Origin of the sequence: Paenibacillus salivarius, from assembly GCF_051307165.1 — a bacterium.
Lineage (GTDB): Bacteria > Bacillota > Bacilli > Paenibacillales > Paenibacillaceae > Fontibacillus.
Genome location: NZ_CP195592.1, coordinates 464,160 through 491,112, shown reverse-complemented (window position 1 = coordinate 491,112; position 26,953 = coordinate 464,160). Strand labels below are relative to the sequence as shown.

Here is a 26,953-nt window from a genome sequence, read left to right as displayed (position 1 = left end):
CTGCTACAACCGGACATTAAAAAACAGCAGCCCGCCCCATGGCGAACTGCTGTTTTTCGCTTCTATTTATTTCACAAAATCCCGCATCGAGCGAACGGTCACCGAACCCGGCGAGCCCTGAACAAACGCCTCCGCGCTGCCCTCTCCGCCGCGGCGCCGGAATTCGACCGTGACCGGCTGCCCAGGGAGCAGGTCGAAGAAGTTATCGGAGAAGATGCCCTCTTCTTCGGCATGAATCCATACCTGTCTGGCGAGCGCGTCGGTCTCCAGCGTAAACGCGCTGCCGCCGCTGCCCGGCACCTCGGTGACGGTGACCGCCGCCTCCGGCAGGGTCAGCTCGCGGGCTCCGGCAAAATAAGCATGCCGGCTGTCCAGCACCCGGCCCTCGCTGTCCGAGAGGCTGACGTGCAGCACCGCGGACTTGCCGTCCCGTCCGTTCAGCAGCTCGGCTACCGGAGCGCTGTGGACGACCGCCGCGGAATCGGCGGCCAACACCACCGCCTGCGACTGCTCGGCGAGCAGTTCGCCGCCGAAATCATGCAGCGCCACGCGAAGCGTGGCCTGCAGTTCCTCCCGCCGGTCGGACACGGCGTGGATGACCAAGTTGCCCTCCGCCATCGCCGCTTCGTCCACCGACAGCATCACATCGCGGAAGCTGCGGCGAACCGTGTATTGCAGAGCTTTCCAGCGCCCGTAATAATCCATCCCCGCCCAGGAGGCGACCGGCCAGCAATCGTTCATCTGCCAGTACAGCGTCCCCATGCAGAACGGCTTATTTCTGCGGTGGGCTTCGATCGCGATCCGGATCGCCTCCGCCTGCAGCACATGGCTCATATAAAGGAACGATTTAAAATCGCGCGGCTCCGGCAAGTATTGCTCCATATATTCCTTAATCAACTGGTTGCCTCTGCCGTTTTTCTGGTGGGCCAGCATCACTTCCGACTCCAGCTCAAGCTGGTCCTCGGTCGCATACCGAAGTACGGAGGACAGTTCCGGGAAAGACTGGAATCCGTACTCGCTCATAAACCGTCCAACGCGCTCGTTATAGTTGGAGAACGGCTCTACCGAATGCCATACGCCCCAATAATGCACGTCCCCTTCGCCGGTTACCTTGGTCGCGTGCTGGTTCGCGTCTCCCGTCAATTCGCGCATCGGCGAGGAAGGCCAATAAGCCACGCCGCCGCTCAGGCGTTCCACGACTTCCGGCAGCATTTGGTGGAAAATCGCCTCGTAATCGGCCCAGATTTTCTCCCGTTGTTCCGCATTATAGTCCTTTTTCCAGCCCCAGCCGCCGTCTTCATCAAAATGGGCCCAAGCCGAGTCCATTTCGTTATTGCCGCACCACAGCGCGATACTAGGGTGATTCCGCAGCCGTTTGATATTGTATTCCGCTTCCGCGCGGACGCTTTGCAAAAATGCTTCGTCCCCGGGATACATGCTGCAGGCGAACATGAAGTCCTGCCACACCAAAATGCCGTACTCGTCGCAAAGGTCGTAAAATACGTCCTCTTCATAAAAACCGCCGCCCCATACGCGCAGCATGTTCATATTGGACTCGGCGGCCGAAGCGATCTCGTGCCGGTAGCGTTCCGCCGTGACTTCCGGAATGAAGCTGTCGTTCGGAATATGGTTGGCCCCTTTCGCGAATACAGGGACCCCGTTCAGTTCGAAACGGAAGGAGGCTCCCGCTTCGTCCCGCTCACGGACAAGCCGGATTTGCCGTAATCCCGTTTTGATCCGGCGTTCCGCCGCCGCAGCACCGTCCTCATGCCGCAGGCTTGCGCAAAACTCATACATCGAAGGCTCGCCAAGCCCCTGACACCACCAAAGTCGCGGCTTCGCAATCTCCAGCGGAAGCTCGACCGTTTGCCGCCCCGGCTTCAACTGAACTTCGCGTTCCCAGGCCAACGCATCCGTCTTGACGACCAGCGCGCCTTCCCAAGCTTCGTCCGCTTCAATTTCGGCAACGGCCGTCAATTTCGCAGCCTCGGCACCGACTTCATCCTGCCGGATGAACAAATCGGTCAGACGCGGGCCGGACCAGCCGACAAGCCGGACTTCGCGCCAAATTCCGCTGGTCACGAAGCGCGGACCCCAATCCCAACCATAATGGTACGGGGCTTTGCGCGCGAACACGCTGACTTTCCGGTCGCCCAGGCCGCCCAGTTCCGACTGGTCGTTGGATGCGGGCAGCGCGTATCCCAGCTTCTCCAATTTGGGGAGGTCCTCCTGAATCGGAGAGCGGAAACGGACAAGCACCGTATTTTCCCCTGGCACGAGCAAACTCTTCACATCCGCGCTCCACGCCACAAACATGTTATCCGCGGACAACGCTTTTTCCCCGTTTACAAATACATCCGCATAAGTATCCAATCCGTCGAATACCAGCTCAACCCGGGAAAAATCCCGCCAGGCATCCGACAGCGTTATGGTCGTTTGATAATCCCAATCCTTCTTGTCGATCCACTGTTGATCATGTTCGTTGGTTCCATAAAACGGGTCGGAAATCAATCCGTTGTTCAACAGGTCGCTATGCACGGTTCCAGGCACCTTGGCCGGGTTCCACTGGGTCTCGTCACTCGCTTTAAAGCTCCAATTGTTCAGCAAAAGTTGTTGTTGTTGACGGCTCATATATCCTCCATGTAAACGTAGTCATACTTTAATTATCGCTGTTTATTCGTAAATAGCAATCATTTTGTTAGCTTGTTGTTATATTTTTAATAGAACAAAAGATGGATTTTCAGAACTTTTTATGTAATGTAACATGAAACAGACGGAGCAAACAGCATAATTAAAGACAATAAATAATAACTGGGAACATTTTAATGCACTAACAGGTGATATAGAATTATTGTGTAAGCGCTAACAAATATGATAAACGAGGGGCGATGAAAGCATGAAAAAGAAAAGCATCCTGATGGCATTCATGATGATCTTCGCACTATCCGCCGTTTTGGCGGGCTGCGGCGGCGGAAACAACGGCAACAAAGACGCCGGTAAAACCGGAAACTCCGGGGGCACGAACACGGCCACGCAAAATTCCGGAAGCGAAAGCTCCGGCGAGAAAACGCTCAGCGGCAAGGTGACGTTTTTGACCAACCGTACGGACATGATCGGTAAGGAATACGACGAATACATCAAGCGTTTCAACGAAAAGTATCCCGATATCAAAATCGAATTCGAAGGCAGCCAGACCGACTACAATCAGCAAGCCAAAGTGCGGATGGCCAGCGGCGAGCTTCCCGACCTGATGTTCATTCCGGACATTCCGAACTCGGATTTGCCGAAATATTTCGCATCGCTTGACGACTTGCAGCTCAGCAGCAATCTGACGTTTAAAGATTTCAAATCCTACGACGGCAAGCTGTACGGCATCACGACAGGCAACTCTACCGCGGGCATCGTCTACAACAAAAAGGCGTTTGCGGATGCCGGCATTACGGAAATCCCTAAAACCTGGGACGAATTCCTGGCCGCCTGCGAAAAGCTGAAGCAAAACGGCGTCATCCCGCTGGCCTCCAACTTTAAGGATAAATGGCCGCTGGGCAACTGGGTTTACGATATGCCGAGACTGATCGAGAACAACCAAAACTTCCCTAACGAAAGAATCAATTCCGAAGCTCCGTTCTCCATGGACAACGGTTACGGTAAAGCCATGAGCCTGCTTAAAGAGCTGGCCGACAAAGGCTATCTGGAAAAAGACATCAACTCCACCAACTGGGAGCAATCCAAAAAAGACCTGGCGAACGGCAAGATGGCGATGTACTTCCTGGGCAACTGGGTCATCAACCAGGTGATCGGCGTGGGCGCGGAACCTGAAAATATCGGCTTCTTCCCGCTTCCGTACGACAACTCGGGAGAAATCAGAGCCGCTCTGAGCCCCGACTTCTTTTACGCCGTCAACAAAGACAGCAAAAACCTGGAAGCCACCAAGGCATTCCTGACCTGGATGATCGAAGAATCCGGATATGAGGATTTCGCAGGCTTCATGTCCCCGCTGGAAGGCCGCGAATCCAAGCTGGCCCAATTGAAGGAGTTCCAGGCTACCGGAGTCGAGTTCCAGGAAGGCTTGGCGGATGATCCGAAGGTCATCGAAATTTCGAACAAAGCGCAAATCGATTTGCCGGCGATCGCGCAGGAGTTTGTCCTCGCCAAAGATCCGCAAGCGGTTCTTGATAAGTGGAACAAAGCCTGGGCCAAAGCGAAAAAAGATCTCGGCTACTAATCCGCACCGGATGCAAAATGGGTTATCGGCCTTTCGATAATCCATTTTGCTATAAATAATGGTTCAAAAAGTCGGCTTTTCAGCACCGAGAAGGTTGGATGAAGGCGCGAGTGAGGAGCGGAGCGTAGGCAGAACCTGCGTGAGCACCGGAAGGAGCGTCTGAATTCAAGATTCGATGCCGAATATGCTATCCGATACACTTCGTGATCAAAAGATGACTTTTTGAACTACCTCTAAGGAAAGAAGGGATTATGGCATGTTTGGATCACTGACTTACGGGAGGCAAAAAAAGCTCATTATTTTTATGTTCCTGCTCATCCCGGTAGCTCTGCTCCTCTTGTTCACTTACTACCCTGCCGCCAAACTCGTCTACTTTAGCTTTACCGAGTGGGACGGCTACAGCCCGGAGAAGCCCTGGGTCGGTCTGGACAATTACCGGGAGGTATTCTCGAATCCGGATATTTTCGGGGTTTTCACGCATAACTTCGCCTACTTCGTCATGGGACTGGTGCAAAACGCGGTAGCCATTTATTTTGCCGTTATCCTGAACACACGGCTTCGCGGCAGGAACGCTTTCCGTCTGCTCCTGTTCCTTCCTTATATTATGAACGGCGTGGCCGTCGCCTTTATGTTCGGCTACGTATTCGATACGACGCAAGGCTCCCTCAACCTGTTTCTGAACAGCATCGGACTGACCGGTCTCGGCGAGACCAGCTGGCTCGGCACCGAAGGGCTCGTCAACTACTCGCTCGCTTCAACCGGATTATGGCGGTTCATGGGATATAACATGGTTATTTACATCGCTTCCCTGCAGGCGATTCCTCAGGACATTTACGAGGCGTCCAAAATCGACGGTGCCAACGCCTGGCAAACCTTCTGGCGCATTACGCTGCCGAACATGAAGCCGGTCATCCAGTTAAACCTGTTCCTGACCGTCACGGGCGCACTCGAAGTATTCGACCTTCCGTTCGTTCTGACGAAGGGCGGCCCGGCCGGAGCAAGCCAAACTTACGTGCAGCGCGTCATCGAAACGGCGTTTGCGTTTAACAATTACGGCCTCGCCTCCGCGATGAGCATTATTCTTTTGTTCTTCGTCGTCGTCGTTGTCGGATTGCAGCAATTCGTTCTTAGCAGAGGGGGAAGCGGCAAATGACCCGAAAAAAAACCATCGCGGATACGTTCAAATATATTACGTTGCTGATCGGCGTGTTCTTCGTCCTGTTTCCTCCTTACGTGGTCATCGTCAACTCCTTCAAAGCGGACGAGGAATTCAACACGGCCAGCACGATGGCTTTGCCGAAAAGCTTTTTTAACTTTGAAAACTTCAAAGTCGTTTTTGAACGCGGCGGACTGTTGAGCGGCTTTGCCAATACGCTGATCATTATCTGCGTCGCGCTCGTGTTCAACATCCTGTTCGGCACGATGGTCGCCTATGTGCTGGGCAGATTCGATTTCCGCATGAAAAAGGCGGTGTTCGCCCTTTACCTGTTCGCCACCGTCATCCCGGGGATCACGACCCAGGTCGCCACGTTCGGGATCATTAAATCGCTCGGACTGTACAATACGATGGGAGCTCCGATCATTTTGTACATCGGGGCGGACGTAATCCAGATCATTCTTTATCTGCAATTTATCCGCAACATTCCGGTGGATCTCGACGAGAACGCCATGGTGGAAGGGGCTTCCCTGTTCCGGATTTACCGTTCCATTATATTTCCGCTGCTTACGCCGGCGACGTCGACGTTGATTATTTTGAAATCGATCAGTATTTATAACGATATGTACACGCCGTATCTTTACATGCCGAAGCAAAGTCTTGGCGTCGTAACCACCGTGTTAATGCGGTTCCAGGGACTCAACGTCGCTAACTGGAACCTGATCAGCGCGGCGATTCTGCTCATCCTGCTGCCGACCGTCATTCTCTACTTTTTCCTCCAAAAATATATCTTTGAAGGCGTCGCCAGCGGTGCTGTAAAATAAGAAGCAGTTTATGCGGAGGGTCAGGGGATAACCGTTGAAGAAGCTGTGGTCGTTTTTCGCCAATTTGTCGATGCAAAAAAAGCTGGTCGTCATCTTCGTGTTTCTGATCACGCTGCCGATCACCTATGTCAGCTATTCGTCCTACAGGACCAATTCGGATGCGATGCTGGCAAGCACGACCGAATCGGCGGGCCAATTGGCGGATAATGCGATGGATAAAGTGGACCGGTATATCGCGGACCTTAAGCGGTCTACCATTCTGCCGCTCTACAACAAGGATGTGCAGAAGTATCTTGATCAAAAGGGAACCGATTGGGACAAAAATTCTTCCGTCAATATGTTCCTGATGTATTTGGCGAATACGAAAGAGGAAATTTCCGCGGTTTATATGACCGACCGTTATGGGACGATTTTTTACTTCAACAAACCCGGTCTTAATGAACTGTATCCCTACGAAAGACTGGCGGAGTGGCAGCAACGAACCCGCAAGGCCGGTTTGGCGCCCGTGCTTGTCGGCACGCATCCCGTCCGGGTCAACGGCTCGGAGGAGCGGCAGGTGTTCAGCGTCATGCGCTCCATCCAGTCCGTCAGCACGCTGAAGGATATCGGAATCATCGTCATCGATGTCGATATTCGGCTGTTTGAGGGGATCATCCAGCCCTTGAACAGTGTCACCCACGGCGACACCGTGATCGTCGACGAAAACGGAAAAATCGTCTACAACAGCGACCCGGACCGGCTTGGCGAAAACCTGACGGGGAACGCCCTGCTGGCCGGCGCCGTGAATTCGCGGGGAAGCTTCCGTCTGAATATTGACGGCGAGCCCCATATCGCGGTGTATTCCGTCTCGGAGAGCACCGGATGGAAGACGCTGGTGACGATTCCGCTGCAGGAATTGCTCGGCCCCATCAAACAGAGCCGCAATGCCATGATGGTGATGACCTTGTCCATCCTCGGTTTTGCGCTGGTGGTGGCGATGTTCATCTCCTACGCGCTGACCAAACCGCTGAAGCGGACGGTCCAGCTCATGAAGCAGGTGCAGCGCGGCAAACTGGATGTCCGGGTCAACGTGAAGCACAACGATGAGATCGGCATGCTCGGCAGCCATTTCAACCGGATGCTCGGCCGGGTTCAGGATTTGCTCCAGGAAGTGTACGAGACCGAAAAAAGCAAGCAAAAGGCGGATATGCTGGCCCTGCAGAACCAGATCAATCCGCATTTTATATACAATACACTGGAATCGATCCGCATGCTGGCCGAGCTCAACGACGACGATCGCGTCGCCGAGCTGACTTATTTGCTCGGGCAGCTGCTGCGATACAGCATTACCCGCAGCGATGAAATTTCGACCGTACAGCGCGAGCTCGAGCATGTCGAAAACTACCTGCAGCTGCTGCAAATCCGTTTTCCGGATAAAATCAGTTACCGGTTCATCGTTCCCGAATCTTTTTATCAGCTCCCCATTATCAAGCTGGTATTTCAGCCGATTGTGGAAAACGCCGTATTCCATGGCCTTGAGAAGCAGGCCGGCGCGGGGATGATCTCCATAACGGCCTGGAACGAGCGGGATGACGTCTTGTTTGCCGTTTACGACGACGGCGTCGGGATGAGTGCGGAAAGGCTGGCCGGCTTGAACGAGAGCCTGAACGATGGAAAAACGGATAAATTCGGGATCGGCCTTCGCAACGTGAATGAACGAATACGTCTGCATTATGGAGAGAGCTCGAGCTTGGACGTAACCAGCATGCCCGGGGAAGGGACCACCGTCACCCTTAGGATTGCCGGGCTCCTCAAATTGTAAAGGAGGTAGACAGCGTTGCTGCGCATCGTGATTGCCGATGATGAAATGACGATCCGCGAAGGGATGGCGAAGATGGTCGCCAAAGAAAGCGACCGGTTCACGGTAACCGGAACATTTGCCAACGGCGAGGAAGTGCTGGACTTTGCGGCCTCTTCCGATTTCGACGTGGTGATTACCGATATCCGCATGCCTCTTGTCGACGGTTTGGAGCTGATCAAGGAACTGAAACTGGTCCGCCCGGAAGCCCGATGCATCATCATGAGCGGATTCACCGATTTCGAGTACGCCCGGCAGGCGCTGCGATATTCGGCGGTCGATTACTTGCTGAAGCCGATCAATAAGAAACAGCTGTTTGCTTTGCTATATGAACTGGACGAGAAAAAAGAGACCAGCCTGGGGCAGGAAGAACGGTTGCGTTCCGGACTTCTGGTCTCTTATTTGCAAAGCTCCACGGCACTTTGTTCCAAATTGCCCGGACTGGTTTTGCCGCGGCCTTACTATGCGGTAACCGTACTAAAAGGCGAGGATATGGAAGCGCTTCGTTCCAATGTCAGCCTGCTCCGGCGCCAGCCCGAGGACCATTGCTTCGATATCGTGGACCCCGGCGACGGCGGAATTACGCTGATCAGCTATTACGAGGAACCTCCGGAGCCCGGGGATATTGCCGTCCTGGCAGACCGCCTCCGGCGGTATCCTCAGCCAGGCATCGTACTTGCCGGATCAAGCCGGGGATACGGCAATCCCGGGCTGCTTAGCCAAGCGTTCGCCGAAGCGAAGGCGGCCTGCGACCGGGGCATGTATGAGGAGGAGCCCTGGAACTATACCTCCTATCATCCGTCGTTCGAACAAACGCTTGACGTTGCGGAACGGTTTGCCCTTTCGCGGGAATCGCTGGTTCAGGCCCTGCAGGTGCTGAACATTTCGAGGGCGGGCGGCATATTGGATGAGCTGTTTGCGGAGCTTCGGGAGGCCAAGGCTTCCCGCAACACCCTCCTGTCGCTTTGCCGCCATGTTTGCGAAGCGGCCGGGGCCGAGTTGCCGGAATGGAACAAAACGGCGAATGCCTTACACGGCTCGGCGCTGGAAGATCAGATTCGCGACGGTTTGACGTTCGCGGAGATCAAAAACCGGTTTGCCGGCGAATTCACGAAATCGTTGCAGCGAATCCGCGAAGGCCGGCTCGAGCATGGCGGAAAATCCGTGGAAATCGTCAAAAAGTGGATCGCCGAGCATTACGACCAGCCTGCTGAATTGGGACACCTCGCCGGATTGGTATACCTGACGCCAAGCTATCTTAGCAAGCTGTTCAAGCAGGAAACCGGCATGACCATCACCGATTATTTGATCGAAGTACGGATCCGCAAAGCCAAGGAGCTGCTTTCCCATTCCTCGGAAATGAAAGTGCACGAAGTCGGCTGCGAGGTCGGCTATCCCGATCCCGCCTATTTCAACAAACTGTTCAAACGAATCGTCGGCGTCACGCCGAATGAGTACAAGCGGATCAGTCAGTCTTCCTGAAGAAAAAACCGGCCAAAGCCCCCCTCTCCTTACGTATTTTCCCAACGGGAGAGGGGCTTTTTTTTTTAACTCGTTATGTTCGTTTCCTCCGATCGGAAATTCCTCCGCTTTTCGACCGCTTGCAGGATCGCCATGAATACGGCATACAGCAACCCGATCATGAAAATGGACGGCCATACCGTCAGGATGGAAAAATGCTTGATGAATAACCCGGTCAGGTAGGGGCTCAGCGAATAACCCAAGCATCCGACAAACAGCAGTAAACCGTTAAATCTGCCCTGATGCGTGCCGGGGACCCGGGCAGCGATATAGACATTGATGTTGGTTTGAACGAGAATTTCGCCGACCGTCCATAACAGGGTAGCCAGCAGGACAACCGATAGATGGATTGAAAAATACATCGAGCCGAATCCGAACGCATAAAACAACGCGCCGGCGGCCACCAGCCGCGCAGGGGTTATTTTCCGCGTCAATGAAGCGATGACGGTCGTCAGCAAAATGACGCACACCGCGTTGGCCGTCATCACGAAGCCGTAATAAGACGGTCCGTTATCGGCAAATGAATGGTTTAGTTGGAGCGGTACGCTAAAGGAAGATTGCATGTAAATAAAATAATTCAGAAACGAGATGCAAATAAACGAAAGCACCAGGGGCTTTTGCAGCAGCGTACGGAAGAACGATTCGTCCGGTTTGACGTGAACGCCGGCTTCCCGCTCTTTTCGTTCATCCCGAGCTCTGGCCGGCGGTTTGACGAACTTGGCGATCAGCACGGAGGAACACAGCGAAATGGCGCCAATTCCCCAGAACACCCAATCCATATGGTCCTTCATAAAAAAACCGGCAATTAACGGCCCGATGGCAATCCCCAGATTGGCCCCCAAATACATCAGCGAGAAGGCGGTTTTTTGTTCGGCTTCCCCTGTCGTCAGATCAATGATCATGGAATTGTAGGCCGGCCGGGTGATACTGATAAAAAACATCGCCAAAATGAGGATGTAGCCCACCGTCAGCGTCTCCATAAAAAGCAGGCAGCCAAGCACCAGCAAGGCGGAAACGACTTGCCCGAAAAGAATGATTCTTTTCTTTCCCATCAAATCGCTTAAGTATCCTCCTACCAGAACGCCGGGGCTACTGACCAACGCAGCGATCGAGACATAGATCCCCGCCACGTTTTCGCTCATCCCCAGTTGGATGGTCATATACAGCGTAATAAGCGAAAAGACAAAGTCCCCCATGCTGTTTATGGTTCTGGCCAAGGATAACAAATAGACTTCTTTTTTTAATCCCTTATAGGTGCTAAACATGTTCATGCGCATCAACCTGAATCTCGAACCCGTAGTACAATTCAAGCAGCGTTTCCCTGACTTCATCGAAGCTTTCGCCTTCGACGATCGCATACCCGGAACGGGTCATGGTGTCGTTGACCGCGCTTACGGTTTGCCCCACTTGATAGGACACGTTAAAGTCGATCAGCCCCTGAATATGCTTGAAATCATCCGCCGAGGAAATAGCTCGTATCTTGCCCTCTCGCGACGGGAAACAGATCATGCCGCTGTACAGGTTCTTTGCCGGTTCCGGTTTGAATTCGTACATCCCCAGTTCCAACTCGACCACGGCTTTGAACATGTCGACGCCGTGCGTGTTTTTAATGCATGGCGGCATCACCTGGGCTCCCCCGATTCTCGCCCCGATTTCGCCGAAGACGACTTCGCCGGAGGGAGTAAGGAACAGTTCGGCATGGGTCACCGATTGATTGATGCCCAGCGCCGAAATGACAAGCTCGTTGACGGTTTTGATCCGGTCTATAAAGCCCGACGGGTCTGTTGCCGGAAAAGTGATGCTGGCCGGAGGCATGTTGTTTCGGGCGATATCCAAGCAATTGTATAAATATTGGGAGACGGAAGAAAAAACCACCTTCCCCTTCGATACGATAGAGTCGCAATGAAACTCCGTACCTACGATATACTCCTCCAGCAGGTCTCTTTGTCCCTGCTTTCTTGTCTTATGTACATACTCCTTCAGTTCGTCCCGGTCCGACAGCTTGAACGTATTGATGGTCCCGAATCCGCTCAGCGGCTTGACGATCAGCGGAAATCCCACGCGGTCGGCAAAACGTTCATAATCGGACTCATGGATGGCGATCGCGGTGGCGGACGTTCTGATTCCTCTTTGATGAAGCATCTGCTTCATAATCCACTTGTTTCTGACCGCCTCGGCCTGGTTTCGCTGCAAGCCTGCAATGCCAAACGCCGAGCGGACCTCCCCTCCGATTTCGATGGCATTTTCCCCCGGGGTAAGAACCGCCGCGATTTCTTCATTCGCTCTGATTTGCCCTATCGTATCCATGATCGCCTGGGAATCGCTCAGCCTCGGGACATAATGAATTTCGTCAAAATAGGAATGCAAGGCGTGATCGGATTTCAACTGATCCGTCTCGATAATCAGCGTTTTTTTGAATCCTTCCAAGCCCTTGAGCGGCTCTATAAAATTTAAAACATTCGGCAGTCTAAAATCGGAAATATAAACGATCGTCTTCATCTCTGAACTCCTCCCGCACCCATCATTCTCTATGTTTTGGGCGATTCTGTTACTATCAAACGCCACGACATTATATTCTCATAATTGTATAAATTTAACAAGTTAATATTTGACAAAAGTGTGATTATATTATATGTTTCTCAAAAAAGGAAAAAATAGGAGATGGGACTGTGCTAGTAGACCAAAAATATGAGATTTTGGGGACGTTGGGAGACGAAGACGGTTATTTAACCTGCAGCATGCATATTGCCAAAGAAGCGGAAAAAGCCCACCACATCAAGCCCTATCCCTATTTCGAGGCAGCCGCGGAAGACTTGAAGAAAGGGGCCATTTCCTGCCTGCTGGTCCCCGGAGCTTATCCGAAAATCAATCATTTTATTATGGATTCCGGGATGGTCGTCAACGAAGTGTTTATTCGGAAAATCCCCTCCTTGGTTCTTTGCGGAACCGCTCAACAACCGCCCTCGGATACAAAAGTCATATACCACCATCCGGCAACGACGGACCTGTTGGCGGAAGTCGAGGTCGATTTCGCCGGCAATATCCCCGTCTCTTCCAATTCGGAAGCTTGCCGCATGCTGCTGCAGTCGGCACAAGATTCCCTCGCGATCACCAATCAGATTTGCGCCGACTTTTATAAACTGGTTACTTACAAAGTTTTAAGAGCGGAAATCGATATGCCGTGGATTTGTTTTACGAGGAAAGCAGAAGGAGCTGTCGCCGTGATATGAAAAGAATCGCCATCGTTTTGGACAAAAACCTGGAAATCGGAGCCGCGGCAAACGTTGCCGCGCTATTAATGGGCCAAGCCGCCCTGCAAGATTCATCCCTTTATTCGCAGGATCCCGTATTGGATCTGGACGGGGTTCGGCATGCAGGAATCCGGTATAGTACGGTCATCCTGAAAGCCGGAGCAAACCAGCTGATCTCCCTGGCCAAATCGCTTACGGAAGGAGAAAACGGCCTGCAAAGCCTGGCCTTTTCCAAGGTCGGCCAAAGCCTTAACAACGCCTTTGAGCAGTACAGCCGAGAAGTGGGTTCCTTATCCACCGAGGAATTGCAGCCGGTCGGAGTCATCGTTTGGGGAGAGGATGAAACGGTGCGGGCCGCCACCAAGAAATTCAGTGTGATGTAACAACCGGAGTCACTTTAGATAGAATAAAAAACCTCCTTGCAAATTGGGCCACCATATCGGCTCATTCAGCAGGAGGTTTTCCTATTATTCGGAACATAGCTGCCGCCCGACGATCAAACCACATCCCGGACATCCACGTTCCGAATCGCCAGGTACGCTACAACGATGCCGATGACAGCGATCGAAATCGGGATCACCAGGATCGAACTGACCGCAAAATCGGTTCCGCTTCCCGCATTCAGCACAGCCATCAGGGTGACCCCCGACACCATCGTTGCGGTCACCGAGTATTTTCTCATCCCGAAGTAAAGCGGAGCCAGACCGATGCAACTCGTCATGGCCGAATCGACTACGAAGCCAAGCCCTTTAGTGACCAGCACGCTTCGCGTTAAATCTTCCGCGACAAAATGAGCGAACTGGTTGTATATATAAAATCCCGAGAATATCGCGACACGGGCGAGGATTCCAAATACAAACGTAAACAGAACAACGATGGCGATCTTGGCGAGGATCACTTTTTTCCGGCTCAGCGGGTACATAAACATCACGGTCACGGTTTTCGCTTTATACTCGCTGATGATTAGCTTAGACAGGAGTACCGAGGCAAAAATAATGAATATGAAGGATGCGGAATTCGTAAGGGCAAAGACTTCCTCGTAGTTGCCCATCGGCTTTTCGTAATTGATCAGAATCACTACGGCCATCATGACGAGAATGGCTATGAATGCTCCGGCAATGTTCCCTTTAAGGCTATGTTTTCTCAGCTCCAGCTTCATTAAATTCAGCATTTATGTCCCCCCTGTTTTACACCACATCCCGGACATTCACGTTCCGAATCGCCAGATACGCCACAACGATGCCGATAAGCCCAACTGTTGCAGGGATAAAGATGATGGAACTCAGCGTGAAATTATTTCCCGTGGTCCCATTCAACACCGCGCTCAGGATGACCCCCGAAACGATCGTTGTGACGATGGAATATTTACGCATTCCAAAGTAGAGCGGAACCAGGCTGATACAGCTCACCATCGCGGAATTAACCACGGCCTGAATGCCCTGTTCCATGAGCTGCGAGGCTCCCGGTTCTTCTCCCGGAATAAAATGCGCAAAGTGATTGAATAAATAAAATCCGGAGAACATCAGAACTCTCGAAATGATGCCGAAGATAAAGGTAAACAGAACGACGATGAGAATCTTGGCGGCAAGCAGCTTTTTACGTTGGATCGGGTACATGAAAAGCAGGGTCACCGTTTTGCTTCTATATTCGTCGATAACGAACTTGGCTAAAAGTGCGGAAGCGAATACCGTAAATGTGATCGAGGCGAAAACGTCAATGACTCCAAGCACGTCCGCGTACCCGGCAAACGCCGCTTCTTCCGGATCATAGTTGATAAGAATGATAAACGCCATCATCACAAACGTCGCAATAAACCCGCCCAATATGTTGCCGCTGATGCGATATTTTTTCAGTTCCAGTTTCATGATGTTAAGCACTCAGATTCCCTCCATTCAATAACGACAAGAAGTAGTCCTCCAAAGAACTGTTCTTTTTATGGATCGATTCAATCCCTACCTCGTGCATGATCAATGTCTTGGAAACCTCCTGCTGCACCGCACGGGAATCGTAAATACGCAGGACGCGATCGTCGATGACTTTAAAGTTTTCAAGGTGCAGATAGTTCGACAGAACATAAGCCGCCGCCTTGCTATCGCTGGCCGTCACTTCGATATAATCGGTATTCCGCTCTCTCACCCGGTCCATCGGCACTTCCTCGATCAGCCGACCGTGATTGATTACGCCGATCGTATCCGCCATTTGCTCCATTTCCCCTAAAATATGACTGGATACGAGCAGCGTAATACCGTACTCCTTCGACAGCATCTTGAACAGATCGCGGATTTCCTTGATGCCGACCGGGTCCAGCCCGTTGATCGGCTCATCCAGGATCAGCAGCTCGGGCTTGGTAATGATCGCTCTGGCGATACCCAACCGCTGCTTCATCCCCAGCGAGAAATCCTTCACGGGTTTATGGTCGATATTCCTCAAATTCACCAATTCCAGCGCGTCATTGATCGCCTGCTTATTGTAATAACCCATATACTCGCAGTGCAGCTCCAAATTTTTTCTCGCCTTCAGCTTATCGTAGAACACCGGATACTCAATGATCGCCCCGATCCGTCCCAGCATATGATGGGAGCCCGTCGTCAGCTTTTCTCCGAACAGCTCGATTTCTCCCCCGGTCGGCTTCACCAGATTCGTGAGCATTTTCATAACCGTCGTCTTACCCGCGCCGTTCGGTCCCAAAAATCCGTAAATCTCTCCTTTTCGGATGTTCATGCTCACATCGGAGACTACCTCTTTGCCTTGAAAAACCTTCGTCAATTGCGTCGTCCGCAAAATAAAGCTCATGTAGCCGTCAACTCCTTTGTTCTCTTCGTATTATACGTTTATTGTAGAATCCGAAATGATCTTTTTTATGAATCAATTCTTACTTAATTCTTAAGTTCGAACTCCCGGGCCAGTAGGAATGCTAAAAGATGAGGGAAACTAACATTGCCAAGAAACATAATAAAAACGCCAAACAAAACAGGTTTGACGTTTTTGGTTTATGGCCTTGCCATATATTGTATAATAAGCTTTGACCTCCAAATCTTTAGGAACAAAGGAGCTTCAAGAGAATGAAAATAAAAGGAATCTGCCTGCTTCTTGCCATGCTATCCTTTATAACCTCATGTTCTGACCCTGCCAAAGAAACTATACAGGGCCATCAAGATAAACCCGTCATCGTAAAGGTCGAAACCAACCTTCCCGAAAAAAGCGGTTGGTTTATCGCCCCGGACGAAAGTACCGATTTGATGTTATCCCTCCAGGCCCAAAATACGGATACCGTACTTTTTTGGCTGGTTCCGGCCGGCACGGAAACCTGGAAAGAGAGAACCCTTCTCGGCTATGATACCGACGAAAGCGACGGGTGGAATTTAAACTGGAACACCGGCGGAATTTCGCTGCACCACCACATCTATATTCAAGCCTTAGGCAGCGATGGCGTGAGCATGGCAAGCGAAACGATCAATATAACGAATGAATGAACCGATGCAAACTAATACCTGAACGGCTTCATTTTTACGGTAAAAACCGTCTTCTCATAAGGCTTGCTGTATAGGCTGACGTCTCCCCCCATATTTTGCGCAAGCCGCCGGGTAATCGTCAGCCCCAGCCCGCTGCCCTGATAAAACTTGTTGCGGGAATCCTCTAACGTATAAAGCCGTTCAAAGACCCTTGCCTGGTGAATGTCCGCGATCCCTTTTCCCCGGTCCCAAACATCCACGCACACCTCATTCGAATCTTGCCTTAGCGTTAAACCTATTATATTTCCGTCGCTGCCGTAACGAACCGCATTGGAGATCAAATTGCTCAGGATCCGGTCCAGCGCACCCTCATTCGCGTAGACGTAGACCGGTTCCTCGGGTACTTTAATGTCCACTTCAATGCCTTTGCCCGTCAGCACCTCATAAAAGGAGAGAATATTCCGACGGCAAACCTCGTTCAAGTGGACTCGGGTCAACGGCATCGGCTGATCGCCCGATTCGAGCTTTGCCAGATCGAAAAACTGCCGGATCATCTCCATCACTTCGTTCGCTTTCCGTTGCACCTTCACCAGCAGATCCGCCCGCTCCTCCGAATCCATGTCAGGATCCAGGTGAATCGTTTCAAGGTAGCCCAAAATCACGGTAAGCGGTGTTTTAAGATCATGGGAGATGTTGGACAACATACGCCGAATCGACTGCTCCGTTCCTGCCCGTTCGGCAAAAATTCGCTGATTATCATCCAAAACCTGATTTATATCCGTTAGAATGACCCGAAGCTCCCGATCCGTCGTAAACAGCAGCAGCTTCTCCCCCGTTTGATCGGTCAAGATGCGATCCAGCTTGTCGTGTATTTTTCGAAGCTGGTGATTTCTTCGTCTATGTATATAATGCTGCCTGTAGAGCAAGCCCGATAATATGATAATGATGCCGATTAAAAATAGTACGATCATACCCGGCCATCCCATTTGTAGCCGATTCCCCACAGGGTTTTCAAATAAACCGGGTTGGACGGGTCCGCTTCGATCTTTTCGCGCAGCCTGCGGATATGTACGTTAATCACGTTCTCGTCGCCCAAATAATCGTCGTTCCAGATCAGGGCGTATATTTGCGCTTTGGTAAACACGCGATTTGGATTTTTCAGAAACAGCCTAAGAATCTCGGCTTCTTTGGAGGTCAATTTAACCTCTTCTGCTCCGCGTTGAACGACGTAGTTATCCAAATCGATGGCCAAACCGTTTAAATGGATGAGCGCATCCGTTGGTTCCGCGGCTTCAGCCTTCGCATATTGGGTGTTTCTGCGGATCGCCGCCTTGATTCGGGCCGTCATCTCGATCAAGGAAAACGGCTTCGTAATATAATCATCCGCGCCGAAGCCGAGTCCGATCGCCTTATCGACTTCGCCATCCTTGGCGGACATGATCAAAATCGGAACCGGACTGGTTTGTCGGATCAGTTTGATCAGTTCCATCCCGTCCAGCTTTGGCATCATAATATCGACAATAAGCAAATCATAGGCCTCGCGGCAGAACGATGCGTAACCGTCCTCGCCGTTTTCGGCGGAATGTACGGTGTAGCCTTCTTTTTTTAAGTAACCGGCCAGCATGTCCACGATGGAAGCATCGTCTTCAACAAGCAAAATTTTATGTGCCATGTTCACCAACCTCTCAACTTTCCTCATTATACTATTTTTGAGAATGCCGCAGAACCCGCGTATAATAAAATTGCAAGCCGATTGGATCTTGTACGGGTGAAGGTGATGATATTGTCCAATTCCATCCTAACCAAAAGAGCTCTCGCCGCCTCTTTGAAACAAATCATGGAGGAAATTCCCCTGAACAAAATTACCGTCAAACATTTAGTCGAGGATTGCGGATTGAACCGCCAAACCTTCTACTATCATTTTCAGGATATCTACGAGTTGCTCGGCTGGATTTATCAGACGGAAGCGGTCGATACGATTGCCGAATACCGCAGCTATCATACCTGGACCCAAGGGTTTTACAAGATTTTTACGTATATCGAAAATAATAGAGCCTTCTGCCTCAATACGCTGCATTCCCTGGCCAGAAACCATCTGGATACTTATCTTTACTCGGTCACGTACCGGTTGATTATGGGCGTGGTCAATGAATTATCCTCCAAACAGGTCGAAGAAAAGGATAAGAAGTTTCTCGCCAATTTCTATACGCTGGCCTTTACCGGGCTCGTAATCCAATGGATGCAGGACGGCTTGAAAGAGGAACCTCAGACCGTCATCGAACGCTTAAGCGATCTGATGGAGGGGAATTTCGAAAGGGCCTTGCATCGCTATGAACGAAAAAACGAACCGGCAATACGTGACCTTCGATAGGGAAGCCCTTCCCCTGGCGAGGGTCTTTTTGTTATGCTTCGGCTTGTCGAATCCCCGGACTGTTGGTCGAAAATTTAGACAATCGTAACGCGGTGTCCAAAAACTAGACAATCACCTTTTAATGACGATGTTCCGCTCCGAAAAAATGGACTACATTTAGGTTGTTCTTGTCGAACAATATTTTGATACGGGAGGCGACGGGTTATGACGGTAGAGGTAGAAGGCAGACAAGTGTACTTTGTCGGCGGAGGGATCGCTTCGTTGGCGGGGGCCGCTTTTTTGGTAAGGGACTGCGATTTTCCCGGACGGCAAATCCATATTATCGAGGAAATGAACATCCTCGGCGGCAGCAATGACGGCGCCGGCAATGAAGCCCAGGGCTATGTCATTCGCGGCGGCCGGATGCTGAACGACGAAACTTACGAGAATACATGGGACTTGTTGAAATCGATCCCTTCGCTGGACGATCCGCGCTTGTCCGTTCGCGATGAAATCATCGCTTTCGACACGGCCCATCCGACCCATTCGAATGCAAGGCTCGTGAACAAAGAGGGACAGGTGGTGGACGTAACATCCATGGGGTTCGATATGGCTGATCGGATCGCCATGGCGAAGCTGATCATCACGCCGGAAGAACAAATGGGCAAGGCGAAGATCAACGACTGGTTCGGCCCGCATTTTTTCGAAACGAATTTCTGGTTCATGTGGGCGACCACCTTCGCTTTCCAGCCCTGGCACAGCGCCGTGGAACTGAAAAGATACATGATCCGTTTCATGCATGAATATCCGCGGATTCACACGCTCGAAGGCGTGACGCGAACGCCATACAATCAATACGATTCCATCATTCTTCCGCTGCACAAATATCTGGAAGGGCATGGCGTCGATTTTGAAATGAAATGCACGGTAACCGACCTCGATTTCAAAGACGGCGAAGGAATTACCGTGACCCGCATGCATTATGTAAAAGACGGAGCCGAGAAGGTGCTGGATCTCAGCGCGAACGACCTGGTTATTGTTACGAACGGTTCCATGACGGAAAGCTCTAGTCTCGGTTCGATGACCTCGGCACCGGCGTTGAACGGAAAGGGCAGCTCCTGGAAACTGTGGGATCGCATCGCCGCCAAGAAACCCGGGCTGGGGAACCCGTCTTCCTTCGACGATCATATCGACGGCTCGAAATGGGAATCGTTTACGGTAACTTGTCAGGACTCCCGCTTCTTTGATCTTATGGAAGCATTTTCGCGCAATAAGGCTGGTTCGGGCGCATTGGTCACTTTCAAGGAATCCAGCTGGCTCATGTCGATCGTGCTGGCGCACCAGCCGCATTTCCGCAATCAGCCGGAGCATGTGAAAGTGTTCTGGGGGTACGGTCTGTATCCTGATCGGATGGGGGATTTCGTAAAGAAAAAAATGAGCGATTGTACCGGGGAAGAAATTTTGACCGAACTGTTGCAGCATCTTCATTTCGAAAAAGACATGGAGGCGATTCTTTCCACGGCTAACTGTATTCCCTGCATGATGCCGTTCATCACTGCCCAGTTTATGCCGAGAGCCGCTGGCGATCGTCCGAAAGTCGTTCCGGAAGGTTCGACCAATCTGGCATTCATTAGCCAGTTCTGCGAAATCCCGGACGATGTGGTCTTTACCGAAGAATATTCCGTTCGGGCGGCAAGAATCGCGGTGTATACGCTGCTCGGAGTGGATAAGCCGATCTCTCCGATCAATCAGTATCATTACGATGTGCGAACCCTGCTTCAGGGATTCGTGACCTCGTTCCGTTAAAATGACAAAGAGCTGTGTCCGCTTCAAGGCACAGCTCTTTTCAATCCCTAGTGCCATGGAAAGCCGAATTTATCGAGGCCTGCTTCATGCAATCGGCTGCTTTCTGTGAAGCTCATCGTACTTCACTCTGTTGTAATTGTTGATTAACGTGTCCAAAAGCATGGATTGATTCAACACCGCTTTATGCTTGAGGCCGTATCTCTCCGCCAACTGATTTAACTTTTTTCTCTCTTTTTCGATTTTCATTTTCATATACTCCTTGTTTTTCATCGTCTCTCACCCTATGAATATTTTAGGGGATGTTGCCATATATTGCATGGTAAGGGATTTTGCATATCATAAAAAATTCCAAAATTTGAAATTAAAATAGGACCGGCGGTTAGCCGATCCTATCCATCTTCTATTCTACTTGGTGCTTATCCTTTACTTAACGCCCCACCAATGAAATAACGGAGTAATCACCGGACCAGCACCTACCACAGCAATACTAAACATAAGCATACCCGAAGCCGCCCAAGATATTCTCTTCTTCATTTTCCCACACCCTTCTACAAATTTGGTTGAATTCCAGACACTGCGTCTCTGTCGCATATCTCCGGTGCATTTCAAACATGGCCATGTTGTTGACTAGTATATCTTTGCTGCTTAATCTTATGGATAATTTCATGCTGTATAAAATATGGTTTAAGCCCTCTTCATACAAACCTTTTCTGAAGTAATACAGGGCGTAATCCTGAAAAAACACGGAATACCGAAAGAAATAGGGGGGAGTTTCGATGTAATCGTCCCCAAACGACCTCAAACTAAACCAACTGTCCTTCCCGACCAACCAGTATTGTTCAATCTCGTATGTAAAATCGGCAAGAACTTCATCGATGAAAAATTGATGCCGGTTAGCGGATTCAACTAACGTGATTAACCCCTCGACAACCTCATCCGGATTCTCCTTAAGAAATGAAACGTACTCCGAGATTTTTGACTGGTTGCCTAATTTAATTTCCGTACATAAGTAATTAGCTTCAGCGAACTTTTTGAGTAACTGGACGACTTCCAGCCCCTCTTCGTCCAATCCCTCGAACCAGCTTAAATCCGCGTACTTGGCAATCCATGTTTTAGATTCCTCATACATTCCGCGAAGCTCGTATGTCCCTGATTTGAACAAGAAAGCCTTCCCGTAATAAAAAACCAGGGGACGAAGCGGATTGAAATCCGGATCCTTCCATGCCTTCTTTTCGTAAAGTTTCCAGGCAAATTGGCTCAATTCTTCTGCAAAATTCTCTACTTCGGCCCAGTTAAACCTAACGGCATAGACCTCAATCAACATCAGTAGCCCATCGAGCGCCAATGCTTCCGGAAGCCGATAGCAGTATGGCTGGAATTGCATCGCTGCCTGAAGGCCTCTGCGAGCGTCGGCCTGATACACTTGAAATAGCCGGTAATAACTCATAGCCAAGCGTTCGGAGTGATTGGATCGTTCACTTTCGATCACCGCTTGGTACAAAATCGCCGCCGAATTGACCAAGCCCTTCTCATACATTAATTCCGCAGTTTCAAAAATCCCCGCAACCTGTTTCAAATCCTCCAGCAAACGGTTCAGAACCTGCTTGATGCAATCATACCTTTTCAATTCCGCGCATCGGAGCAAAAATGGCTTGAGTCTCCTCCAGTGCGGCGCGGCTGAATTGAAGCATTCATCGACGTATAATTCATAGAAGTAGCCTTCGGGGAATCCCATCGAAGCGGTGATCCGGTCCAGTTGTCCGATCGCAATGGAACGATTGCCATTGATGATCCCGCTCAGCGTTCCGACGTTCACTCCCGAATGTTCGGCAAATTGATGAAGGGTTGTCCCTTCTTTCTTGATGTGGTCTTCCATTTCTGCGCGAATCGTGGTTGTGGATATCAACGGAGCAATCACCCCCCAAACCAATTCCGCATGGATTCCTCAAAATCACCTAAAATCTAGCATATGATGTATTTATATGGAATTATACTGTTAATTTTTACAAGAGTCAACAGGAAAATTGTAAATTAATAGATTTAAATAAGAAAGTTTGTAAAAACCACTTATAATTTGGCATCTTTTCAAGTTAAGAGGTATTCTCTCATCCAACAAGATTCGCTATTTTCGTAAACCAATTTCCTCTTAACGAGAAAAAGCTGAGATTATTATGTACGAAAATTCGACCTTATCGGCTTGTAAAACAACCAAAGATACCGGTTCTGTACGAAAATTCATACAGAAATTGTCCGAAGTATCGTGAAGTGTCCATTTGTGTCTGAAAAATCATACAGAAGTGCTCAAAATCCGGTCAAAAGATGATTTGTGTACGAAAATTCGTACAGAATGCCGCCCCCACTAAAAAAGAAACCGCGATCTCCATCGCGGTCCCTCACTATCGTCTATTCGGTTACCAAATCCGCTGCGCTTGCATTCGATTCCACTTGCGCCGGGTTTTTGCAGCCCGGAATGACCGCACTTACAACAGAATGGCGAAGGCACCAGGCCAGTGCCCACTGGGCCATATCCACGCCCTCCGGCACCTCGTTCCGGCGGATTTCCTCCACCTCTTCGAGCTTGCGGCGCGTCGCCTCCGGATCATGGCGATGCCGTACGTCCGTGTTGTCGAACACAGCGCCCGGCTTGTACTTGCCGCTCAGGTAGCCGCTTGCTAAAGGCACCCGTGCAAGCACGCCGAGGTCCTGGCTCTCGCAGGACGGGAATACCCGTTCCTCCGGCTTGCGGTCAAGCCGGTTGTATACGACCTGGATCACCTTCGAGTTCACCTTGGTGGAAGCTTCGGTCTGATGCAGATTATCGTTGCTGCCGATCGATGTCCCCAGGTGGCGGATTTTACCGGCTTGCACCTGTTTGTCGAGCAAGGTCCATAGCTTATCGCTATCAAACGCCGAATCGGGTCCCGAGTGGAACTGGTACAGGTCGATGTAATCCGTGCGCAGCGCTTTGAGCGACTCGTCCAATTGCTTGAGGACATCCTCCGCGCCGTACATATCGGTTCGGGTAAACCGCTCATGGAACTTGTGCCCGAACTTCGTGGCAATGATCCAATCCTCGCGTTTGCGGCGGCTGACATAGTCCCCGATAAACGATTCGGACAAATGGTCGCCGTAGCATTCCGCCGTGTCGATCAGGTTGATGCCCAGCTCCTGTCCCCGATCAAGAATGGCGTCGACTTCTCCTTGCGTGAACTGCAAGCCCCATTCTCCGCCGAACTGCCAAGTCCCGATGCCGATGACGGACACGTTCAGCTCCGTTTTTCCCAGTCTGCGATATTTCATTTTCGAATCCCTCCTCATGGAAATTGTACCATGTCTCCATTCCGCTGCAAAAATCCATCCTCCTACTTCATCACCCTTTTGATCAGGCTCAGTTTCTTCTGCGTATAAGGCGGGAAAATAAAATCGATCTTTACCCGCGTCGATTTCTTCAGTACGCCCTTCATGTGAGAGAAGGCCTCGAAGCTGTATTTTCCATGATAGGAACCCATTCCGGACTGGCCTACCCCGCCAAAGGGCAGATACGGCGTCACCAAATGCAAGAGCGTGTCGTTGACGCAGCCCCCGCCAAAGGACACCGACTCCATCACTTTGCGCTCGACCCCCTTGTCGGAAGTAAACAAGTAAAGCGCAAGCGGTTTAGGGCGGGAATTCAGCTTCGAAACGGCCTGGTCCAGATCGTCATATTCCAGCACGGGCAAAATCGGTCCGAAGATCTCTTCTTCCATCACTTTGTCCGCCCAATCCACCCGATCCATCAAAGTCGGTGCGAGATACAAATCCCCGCGGTCCTTCTCGCCTCCGGCAACGACCTTGGAGGGGTCCACCAACCCGGTCAGCCGCTCCCAATGCCGCTCGTTGACGATGCGTCCGAAGTCCGGGCTTTGCTTCGGGTCGGTCCCGAAGAATGCGGCAATCTGCTCCTTCAGTTTGGATACGAGCGTGGATTTAATCTCCTTGTGGGCAAGCACATAGTCCGGGGCCACGCAGGTCTGGCCGGTATTCACGAACTTGCCCCAAGCGATCCTTTTGGCCGCCAGGTCGAGGTCGGCGTCTTGATGTACGATGCACGGGCTTTTGCCCCCGAGCTCCAAAATGACCGGAACGAGATGTTCGGCCGCCGCCTTCATCACGATCTTGCCGACCTGGGTGCTTCCGGTAAAAAAGATCCGGTCGAACGGGGCGTGAATCAGCTCCGAGGTCGTATCCTTCCCGCCTTCGACGACCCGTATATAATCCTCGTCGAAATGCTCCCGGATCAGTTTCGCAATCACTGCCGATACATGCGGCGTAAATTCCGACGGTTTGACGACCGCGCAATTCCCGGCGGCGATCGCCCCGGCCAGCGGGTCCATCACGAGCATAAACGGGTAATTGAACGGTCCGATGATCAGGGCCGAGCCATACGGCTCGGGGTAGATCACGCTTTTCGAGCCGAAATGGACGACAGGCGTCCGCACCGTTTTCGGTTTCATCCAGCGCTTCAGGTTTTTCGTCGTATGGCGGATGCTGTCGTATAAATATCCGATTTCCGTGGTGTACGCTTCATATTCGGATTTGCGCAAATCTTGCCGCAATGCCTCCATAATGTCCTTCTCATGCTTTTTCACGGCCGTTCTCAACGTTTGCAACTGCTTCATCCGAAAGGATAAAGACCGCGTTCCGCCGGAGGATACCATTTGCTTCTGTTTTTCGATCAGACTTTGTATCGTTGCCGCACCCATCGTTTCATAATGATCCTGCATGACGATCCCTCTTTTCGAATCATGGCTATCCAGTCAATTATACCTCAAATGAAGGTCGAATCCCCCAAGTTTACCTCTTCGTTCCTTCGGAGATAATGGAGGGATAGCCTAACCTGAGAGAGGGAGACAGCAAATGCGCTATCGGAGAAGAAACGGTCATTCCGCCGCGAAAAAGCAATTTTCGGCTAAAGAGCAACCATCGCCAACATCGCCCGTTTCGGGTTCATCGGACACATTGAACCCCGATCTTAAGTCCAGCTTGCAACGAATCAAGCAGACTCTCGGAAACAGTACCGATATTATTATCCGGGAAATTCCGGTCTCCGGATCGGAGGGACTGTCGCTCGCCATCATTTATACGGAAGGGCTTGCCGATCAAAAGGAGATTAACAGTTCCATTATGGAGCCCGTTTCCGCCATGTCGGGAGGTTCCGGGGATAAAGAAGCACAGCCTTCGCTCCCTTCTGATGCGCAGCACCTTTTGGACAATATTACTTTAGGTATAAAAGATTTTCGCAAAATCAAAGATTATACCGCGCTTTTCCACTCTCTGCTCTCCGGAGACACCATCCTTCTGATAGAAGGCCTTGATCAGGGCATTGCGGTCGCCACTCCGGGATGGAAGGATCGCGGGGTTATGGAAACCTCGGCGGAGAACGTGGTTCGCGGTCCCCGGGAGGCCTTTTCCGAATCGATCCGGACCAATACCGCGTTAGTCCGCAGAAAGATCAAAGACCCGGCCCTATGGCTGGAAACGATGCAGATCGGCCGGCTCACCCAGACTAATGTCAGCATCATGTACATTCATGGGATCGCCAACGAAAAAATCGTTCAGGAAGTGCGCGACCGGCTCGAACGCATCGATATGGACGGCATTCTGGAGAGCGGCTATATCGAGGAAGCCATCCAAGACAAAACGCTGACGCCGTTTCCGACTGTTTATAATACCGAGCGCCCGGATGTGATCGCCGCCGAATTGTTGGAAGGAAAAGTCGCCATTTTGGTGGACGGCACCCCATTTGTTCTGGTTGTTCCGGCACTGTTCATCTCGTTCCTCCATGCTTCCGAGGATTATTACCAACGGGCGGATATCAGCAGCTTTTTGCGCTTGCTCCGCTACGTCAGTATTTTCATATCGCTATTGGGGCCGTCTCTATATATTGCCATCTCGACGTTTCACCAAGAAATGCTTCCGACGCAGCTTCTGATCGGACTTGCCGCACAACGCGAACAAATTCCTTTTCCGGCTTTCGTGGAAGCCGTCCTGATGGAGCTTACATTTGAAATTTTGCGCGAGGCAGGCGTCCGTCTGCCTAAAAATGTCGGCTCCGCGATCTCTATCGTAGGGACGCTGGTTATCGGCCAAGCCGCCGTCGAAGCGGGAATCATTTCGGCAGCCATGGTTATCGTCGTCGCCATCACCGCCATTTCCAGCTTTGTGCTGCCGGCCTTTAACATGTCCATTGCCTTTCGGATGATGCGCTTCCCTCTGATGGCCCTGGCCGGTTCATTCGGACTGTTCGGCATATTCGTAGGCATGATCGCTCTCATCCTGCATTTGTGCAGCCTGCGTTCTTTCGGGGTTCCTTATTTGACGCCGTTTGCGCCGCTGATTCCGGAAGGCAACAAGGACTCCATTTTTCGATTGCCCCATTGGTTGATGCATAGCCGGCCCCGGCTGGTCAGCAAAAACAATGTGGAACGCATGAACAGCAATCCTCCGAAAAAATCGCGGGAATCGCAAGAATGATGCCGAAAGAAGGTACAT

General features: G+C 51.1%; 23 protein-coding genes. 11 read left to right on the top strand and 12 right to left on the bottom strand.

Annotated elements, in window-relative coordinates:
* Positions 1–66 precede the first annotated feature (66 nt).
* On the bottom strand, positions 67–2,631 hold the full coding sequence (locus ACSFXJ_RS02275; RefSeq protein ID WP_435923611.1) for a beta-mannosidase: 2,565 nt from the start codon (positions 2,629–2,631) through the stop codon (positions 67–69).
* A 265-nt stretch (positions 2,632–2,896) separates the two neighbouring features.
* Here ACSFXJ_RS02275 and ACSFXJ_RS02270 point away from each other — a divergent pair, with 265 nt between their 5' ends.
* The 5 genes from ACSFXJ_RS02270 (at position 2,897) to ACSFXJ_RS02250 (ending at position 9,524) form a co-directional block, all read left to right on the top strand.
* Complete coding sequence (locus ACSFXJ_RS02270; protein WP_435923610.1) at positions 2,897–4,225, top strand: ABC transporter substrate-binding protein; 1,329 nt, start codon at positions 2,897–2,899, stop codon at positions 4,223–4,225.
* Between the two features lie 256 nt (positions 4,226–4,481).
* Complete coding sequence (locus ACSFXJ_RS02265; protein ID WP_435923609.1) at positions 4,482–5,378, top strand: carbohydrate ABC transporter permease; 897 nt, start codon at positions 4,482–4,484, stop codon at positions 5,376–5,378.
* Positions 5,375–6,205: a carbohydrate ABC transporter permease gene (locus ACSFXJ_RS02260; RefSeq protein WP_435923608.1), complete on the top strand. Its 831-nt coding sequence runs from the start codon at positions 5,375–5,377 to the stop codon at positions 6,203–6,205. Before ACSFXJ_RS02265 ends, ACSFXJ_RS02260 begins: the two co-directional genes overlap by 4 nt.
* 34 nt (positions 6,206–6,239) lie before the next feature.
* Positions 6,240–8,006, top strand: coding sequence for a cache domain-containing sensor histidine kinase (locus tag ACSFXJ_RS02255; RefSeq protein ID WP_435923607.1), 1,767 nt, complete (start codon positions 6,240–6,242; stop codon positions 8,004–8,006).
* A gap of 15 nt (positions 8,007–8,021) precedes the next feature.
* Positions 8,022–9,524 (top strand): response regulator, encoded by a 1,503-nt coding sequence (locus tag ACSFXJ_RS02250; RefSeq protein ID WP_435923606.1) that lies wholly within the window; start codon positions 8,022–8,024, stop codon positions 9,522–9,524.
* A 65-nt stretch (positions 9,525–9,589) separates the two neighbouring features.
* Here ACSFXJ_RS02250 and ACSFXJ_RS02245 read toward each other — a convergent pair whose 3' ends face one another.
* The gene (locus ACSFXJ_RS02245) at positions 9,590–10,834 is read right to left on the bottom strand and encodes an MFS transporter (RefSeq protein WP_435923605.1); all 1,245 of its coding nucleotides are present in this window, start codon (positions 10,832–10,834) and stop codon (positions 9,590–9,592) included.
* Positions 10,821–12,062: an ATP-grasp domain-containing protein gene (locus ACSFXJ_RS02240; RefSeq protein WP_435923604.1), complete on the bottom strand. Its 1,242-nt coding sequence runs from the start codon at positions 12,060–12,062 to the stop codon at positions 10,821–10,823. Before ACSFXJ_RS02240 ends, ACSFXJ_RS02245 begins: the two co-directional genes overlap by 14 nt.
* Before the next feature lie 170 nt (positions 12,063–12,232).
* Here ACSFXJ_RS02240 and ACSFXJ_RS02235 point away from each other — a divergent pair, with 170 nt between their 5' ends.
* Positions 12,233–12,793 (top strand): hypothetical protein, encoded by a 561-nt coding sequence (locus tag ACSFXJ_RS02235; protein ID WP_435923603.1) that lies wholly within the window; start codon positions 12,233–12,235, stop codon positions 12,791–12,793.
* Positions 12,790–13,197, top strand: a complete 408-nt coding sequence (locus ACSFXJ_RS02230) for a DUF2000 family protein (RefSeq protein WP_435923602.1) — start codon at positions 12,790–12,792, stop codon at positions 13,195–13,197. The genes ACSFXJ_RS02235 and ACSFXJ_RS02230 overlap by 4 nt, the downstream gene beginning before the upstream one ends.
* A gap of 113 nt (positions 13,198–13,310) precedes the next feature.
* On the opposite strand, the gene ACSFXJ_RS02225 is transcribed toward ACSFXJ_RS02230, so the two are convergent.
* The 3 genes from ACSFXJ_RS02225 to ACSFXJ_RS02215 are packed head-to-tail and all read right to left on the bottom strand — an operon-like array spanning position 13,311 to position 15,607.
* Entirely contained in the window at positions 13,311–13,985 is a 675-nt protein-coding gene (locus tag ACSFXJ_RS02225) for an ABC transporter permease (protein ID WP_435923601.1), read from the bottom strand.
* Positions 13,986–14,001: 16 nt separating this feature from the next.
* The gene (locus ACSFXJ_RS02220) at positions 14,002–14,691 is read right to left on the bottom strand and encodes an ABC transporter permease (RefSeq protein WP_435923600.1); all 690 of its coding nucleotides are present in this window, start codon (positions 14,689–14,691) and stop codon (positions 14,002–14,004) included.
* Positions 14,684–15,607: an ABC transporter ATP-binding protein gene (locus ACSFXJ_RS02215; protein ID WP_435923599.1), complete on the bottom strand. Its 924-nt coding sequence runs from the start codon at positions 15,605–15,607 to the stop codon at positions 14,684–14,686. Before ACSFXJ_RS02215 ends, ACSFXJ_RS02220 begins: the two co-directional genes overlap by 8 nt.
* Before the next feature lie 269 nt (positions 15,608–15,876).
* Here ACSFXJ_RS02215 and ACSFXJ_RS02210 point away from each other — a divergent pair, with 269 nt between their 5' ends.
* Positions 15,877–16,287 carry a hypothetical protein gene (locus ACSFXJ_RS02210; RefSeq protein ID WP_435923598.1) on the top strand — a complete coding sequence of 137 codons (411 nt, stop codon included), beginning with the start codon at positions 15,877–15,879 and terminating at the stop codon, positions 16,285–16,287.
* A gap of 11 nt (positions 16,288–16,298) precedes the next feature.
* Here the strand turns inward: ACSFXJ_RS02210 and ACSFXJ_RS02205 are convergent, their stop codons facing one another.
* Both ACSFXJ_RS02205 and ACSFXJ_RS02200 read right to left on the bottom strand, forming a co-directional pair.
* Positions 16,299–17,234, bottom strand: a complete 936-nt coding sequence (locus ACSFXJ_RS02205; protein ID WP_435925658.1) for a sensor histidine kinase — start codon at positions 17,232–17,234, stop codon at positions 16,299–16,301.
* Positions 17,234–17,938, bottom strand: coding sequence for a response regulator transcription factor (locus ACSFXJ_RS02200; RefSeq protein WP_435923597.1), 705 nt, complete (start codon positions 17,936–17,938; stop codon positions 17,234–17,236). Before ACSFXJ_RS02200 ends, ACSFXJ_RS02205 begins: the two co-directional genes overlap by 1 nt.
* 105 nt (positions 17,939–18,043) lie before the next feature.
* Between ACSFXJ_RS02200 and ACSFXJ_RS02195 the strand changes: the two genes are divergently transcribed.
* Both ACSFXJ_RS02195 and ACSFXJ_RS02190 read left to right on the top strand, forming a co-directional pair.
* On the top strand, positions 18,044–18,637 hold the full coding sequence (locus ACSFXJ_RS02195; RefSeq protein ID WP_435925657.1) for a TetR-like C-terminal domain-containing protein: 594 nt from the start codon (positions 18,044–18,046) through the stop codon (positions 18,635–18,637).
* 204 nt (positions 18,638–18,841) lie between these two features.
* On the top strand, positions 18,842–20,422 hold the full coding sequence (locus ACSFXJ_RS02190; protein WP_435923596.1) for an oleate hydratase: 1,581 nt from the start codon (positions 18,842–18,844) through the stop codon (positions 20,420–20,422).
* An 84-nt stretch (positions 20,423–20,506) separates the two neighbouring features.
* On the opposite strand, the gene ACSFXJ_RS02185 is transcribed toward ACSFXJ_RS02190, so the two are convergent.
* The 4 genes from ACSFXJ_RS02185 to ACSFXJ_RS02170 all read right to left on the bottom strand — a co-directional run bounded on the left by ACSFXJ_RS02185 (position 20,507) and on the right by ACSFXJ_RS02170 (position 25,185).
* Positions 20,507–20,668: an aspartyl-phosphate phosphatase Spo0E family protein gene (locus tag ACSFXJ_RS02185; protein WP_435923595.1), complete on the bottom strand. Its 162-nt coding sequence runs from the start codon at positions 20,666–20,668 to the stop codon at positions 20,507–20,509.
* Between the two features lie 241 nt (positions 20,669–20,909).
* Positions 20,910–22,328: a helix-turn-helix domain-containing protein gene (locus ACSFXJ_RS02180; RefSeq protein ID WP_435923594.1), complete on the bottom strand. Its 1,419-nt coding sequence runs from the start codon at positions 22,326–22,328 to the stop codon at positions 20,910–20,912.
* A 497-nt stretch (positions 22,329–22,825) separates the two neighbouring features.
* Positions 22,826–23,722: an aldo/keto reductase gene (locus ACSFXJ_RS02175; RefSeq protein WP_435923593.1), complete on the bottom strand. Its 897-nt coding sequence runs from the start codon at positions 23,720–23,722 to the stop codon at positions 22,826–22,828.
* A 62-nt stretch (positions 23,723–23,784) separates the two neighbouring features.
* Entirely contained in the window at positions 23,785–25,185 is a 1,401-nt protein-coding gene (locus ACSFXJ_RS02170; RefSeq protein WP_435923592.1) for an aldehyde dehydrogenase, read from the bottom strand.
* 133 nt (positions 25,186–25,318) lie between these two features.
* On the opposite strand from ACSFXJ_RS02170, the gene ACSFXJ_RS02165 reads away from it, so the two are divergent.
* Positions 25,319–26,935, top strand: coding sequence for a spore germination protein (locus ACSFXJ_RS02165; protein ID WP_435923591.1), 1,617 nt, complete (start codon positions 25,319–25,321; stop codon positions 26,933–26,935).
* Positions 26,936–26,953: the final 18 nt, after the last annotated feature.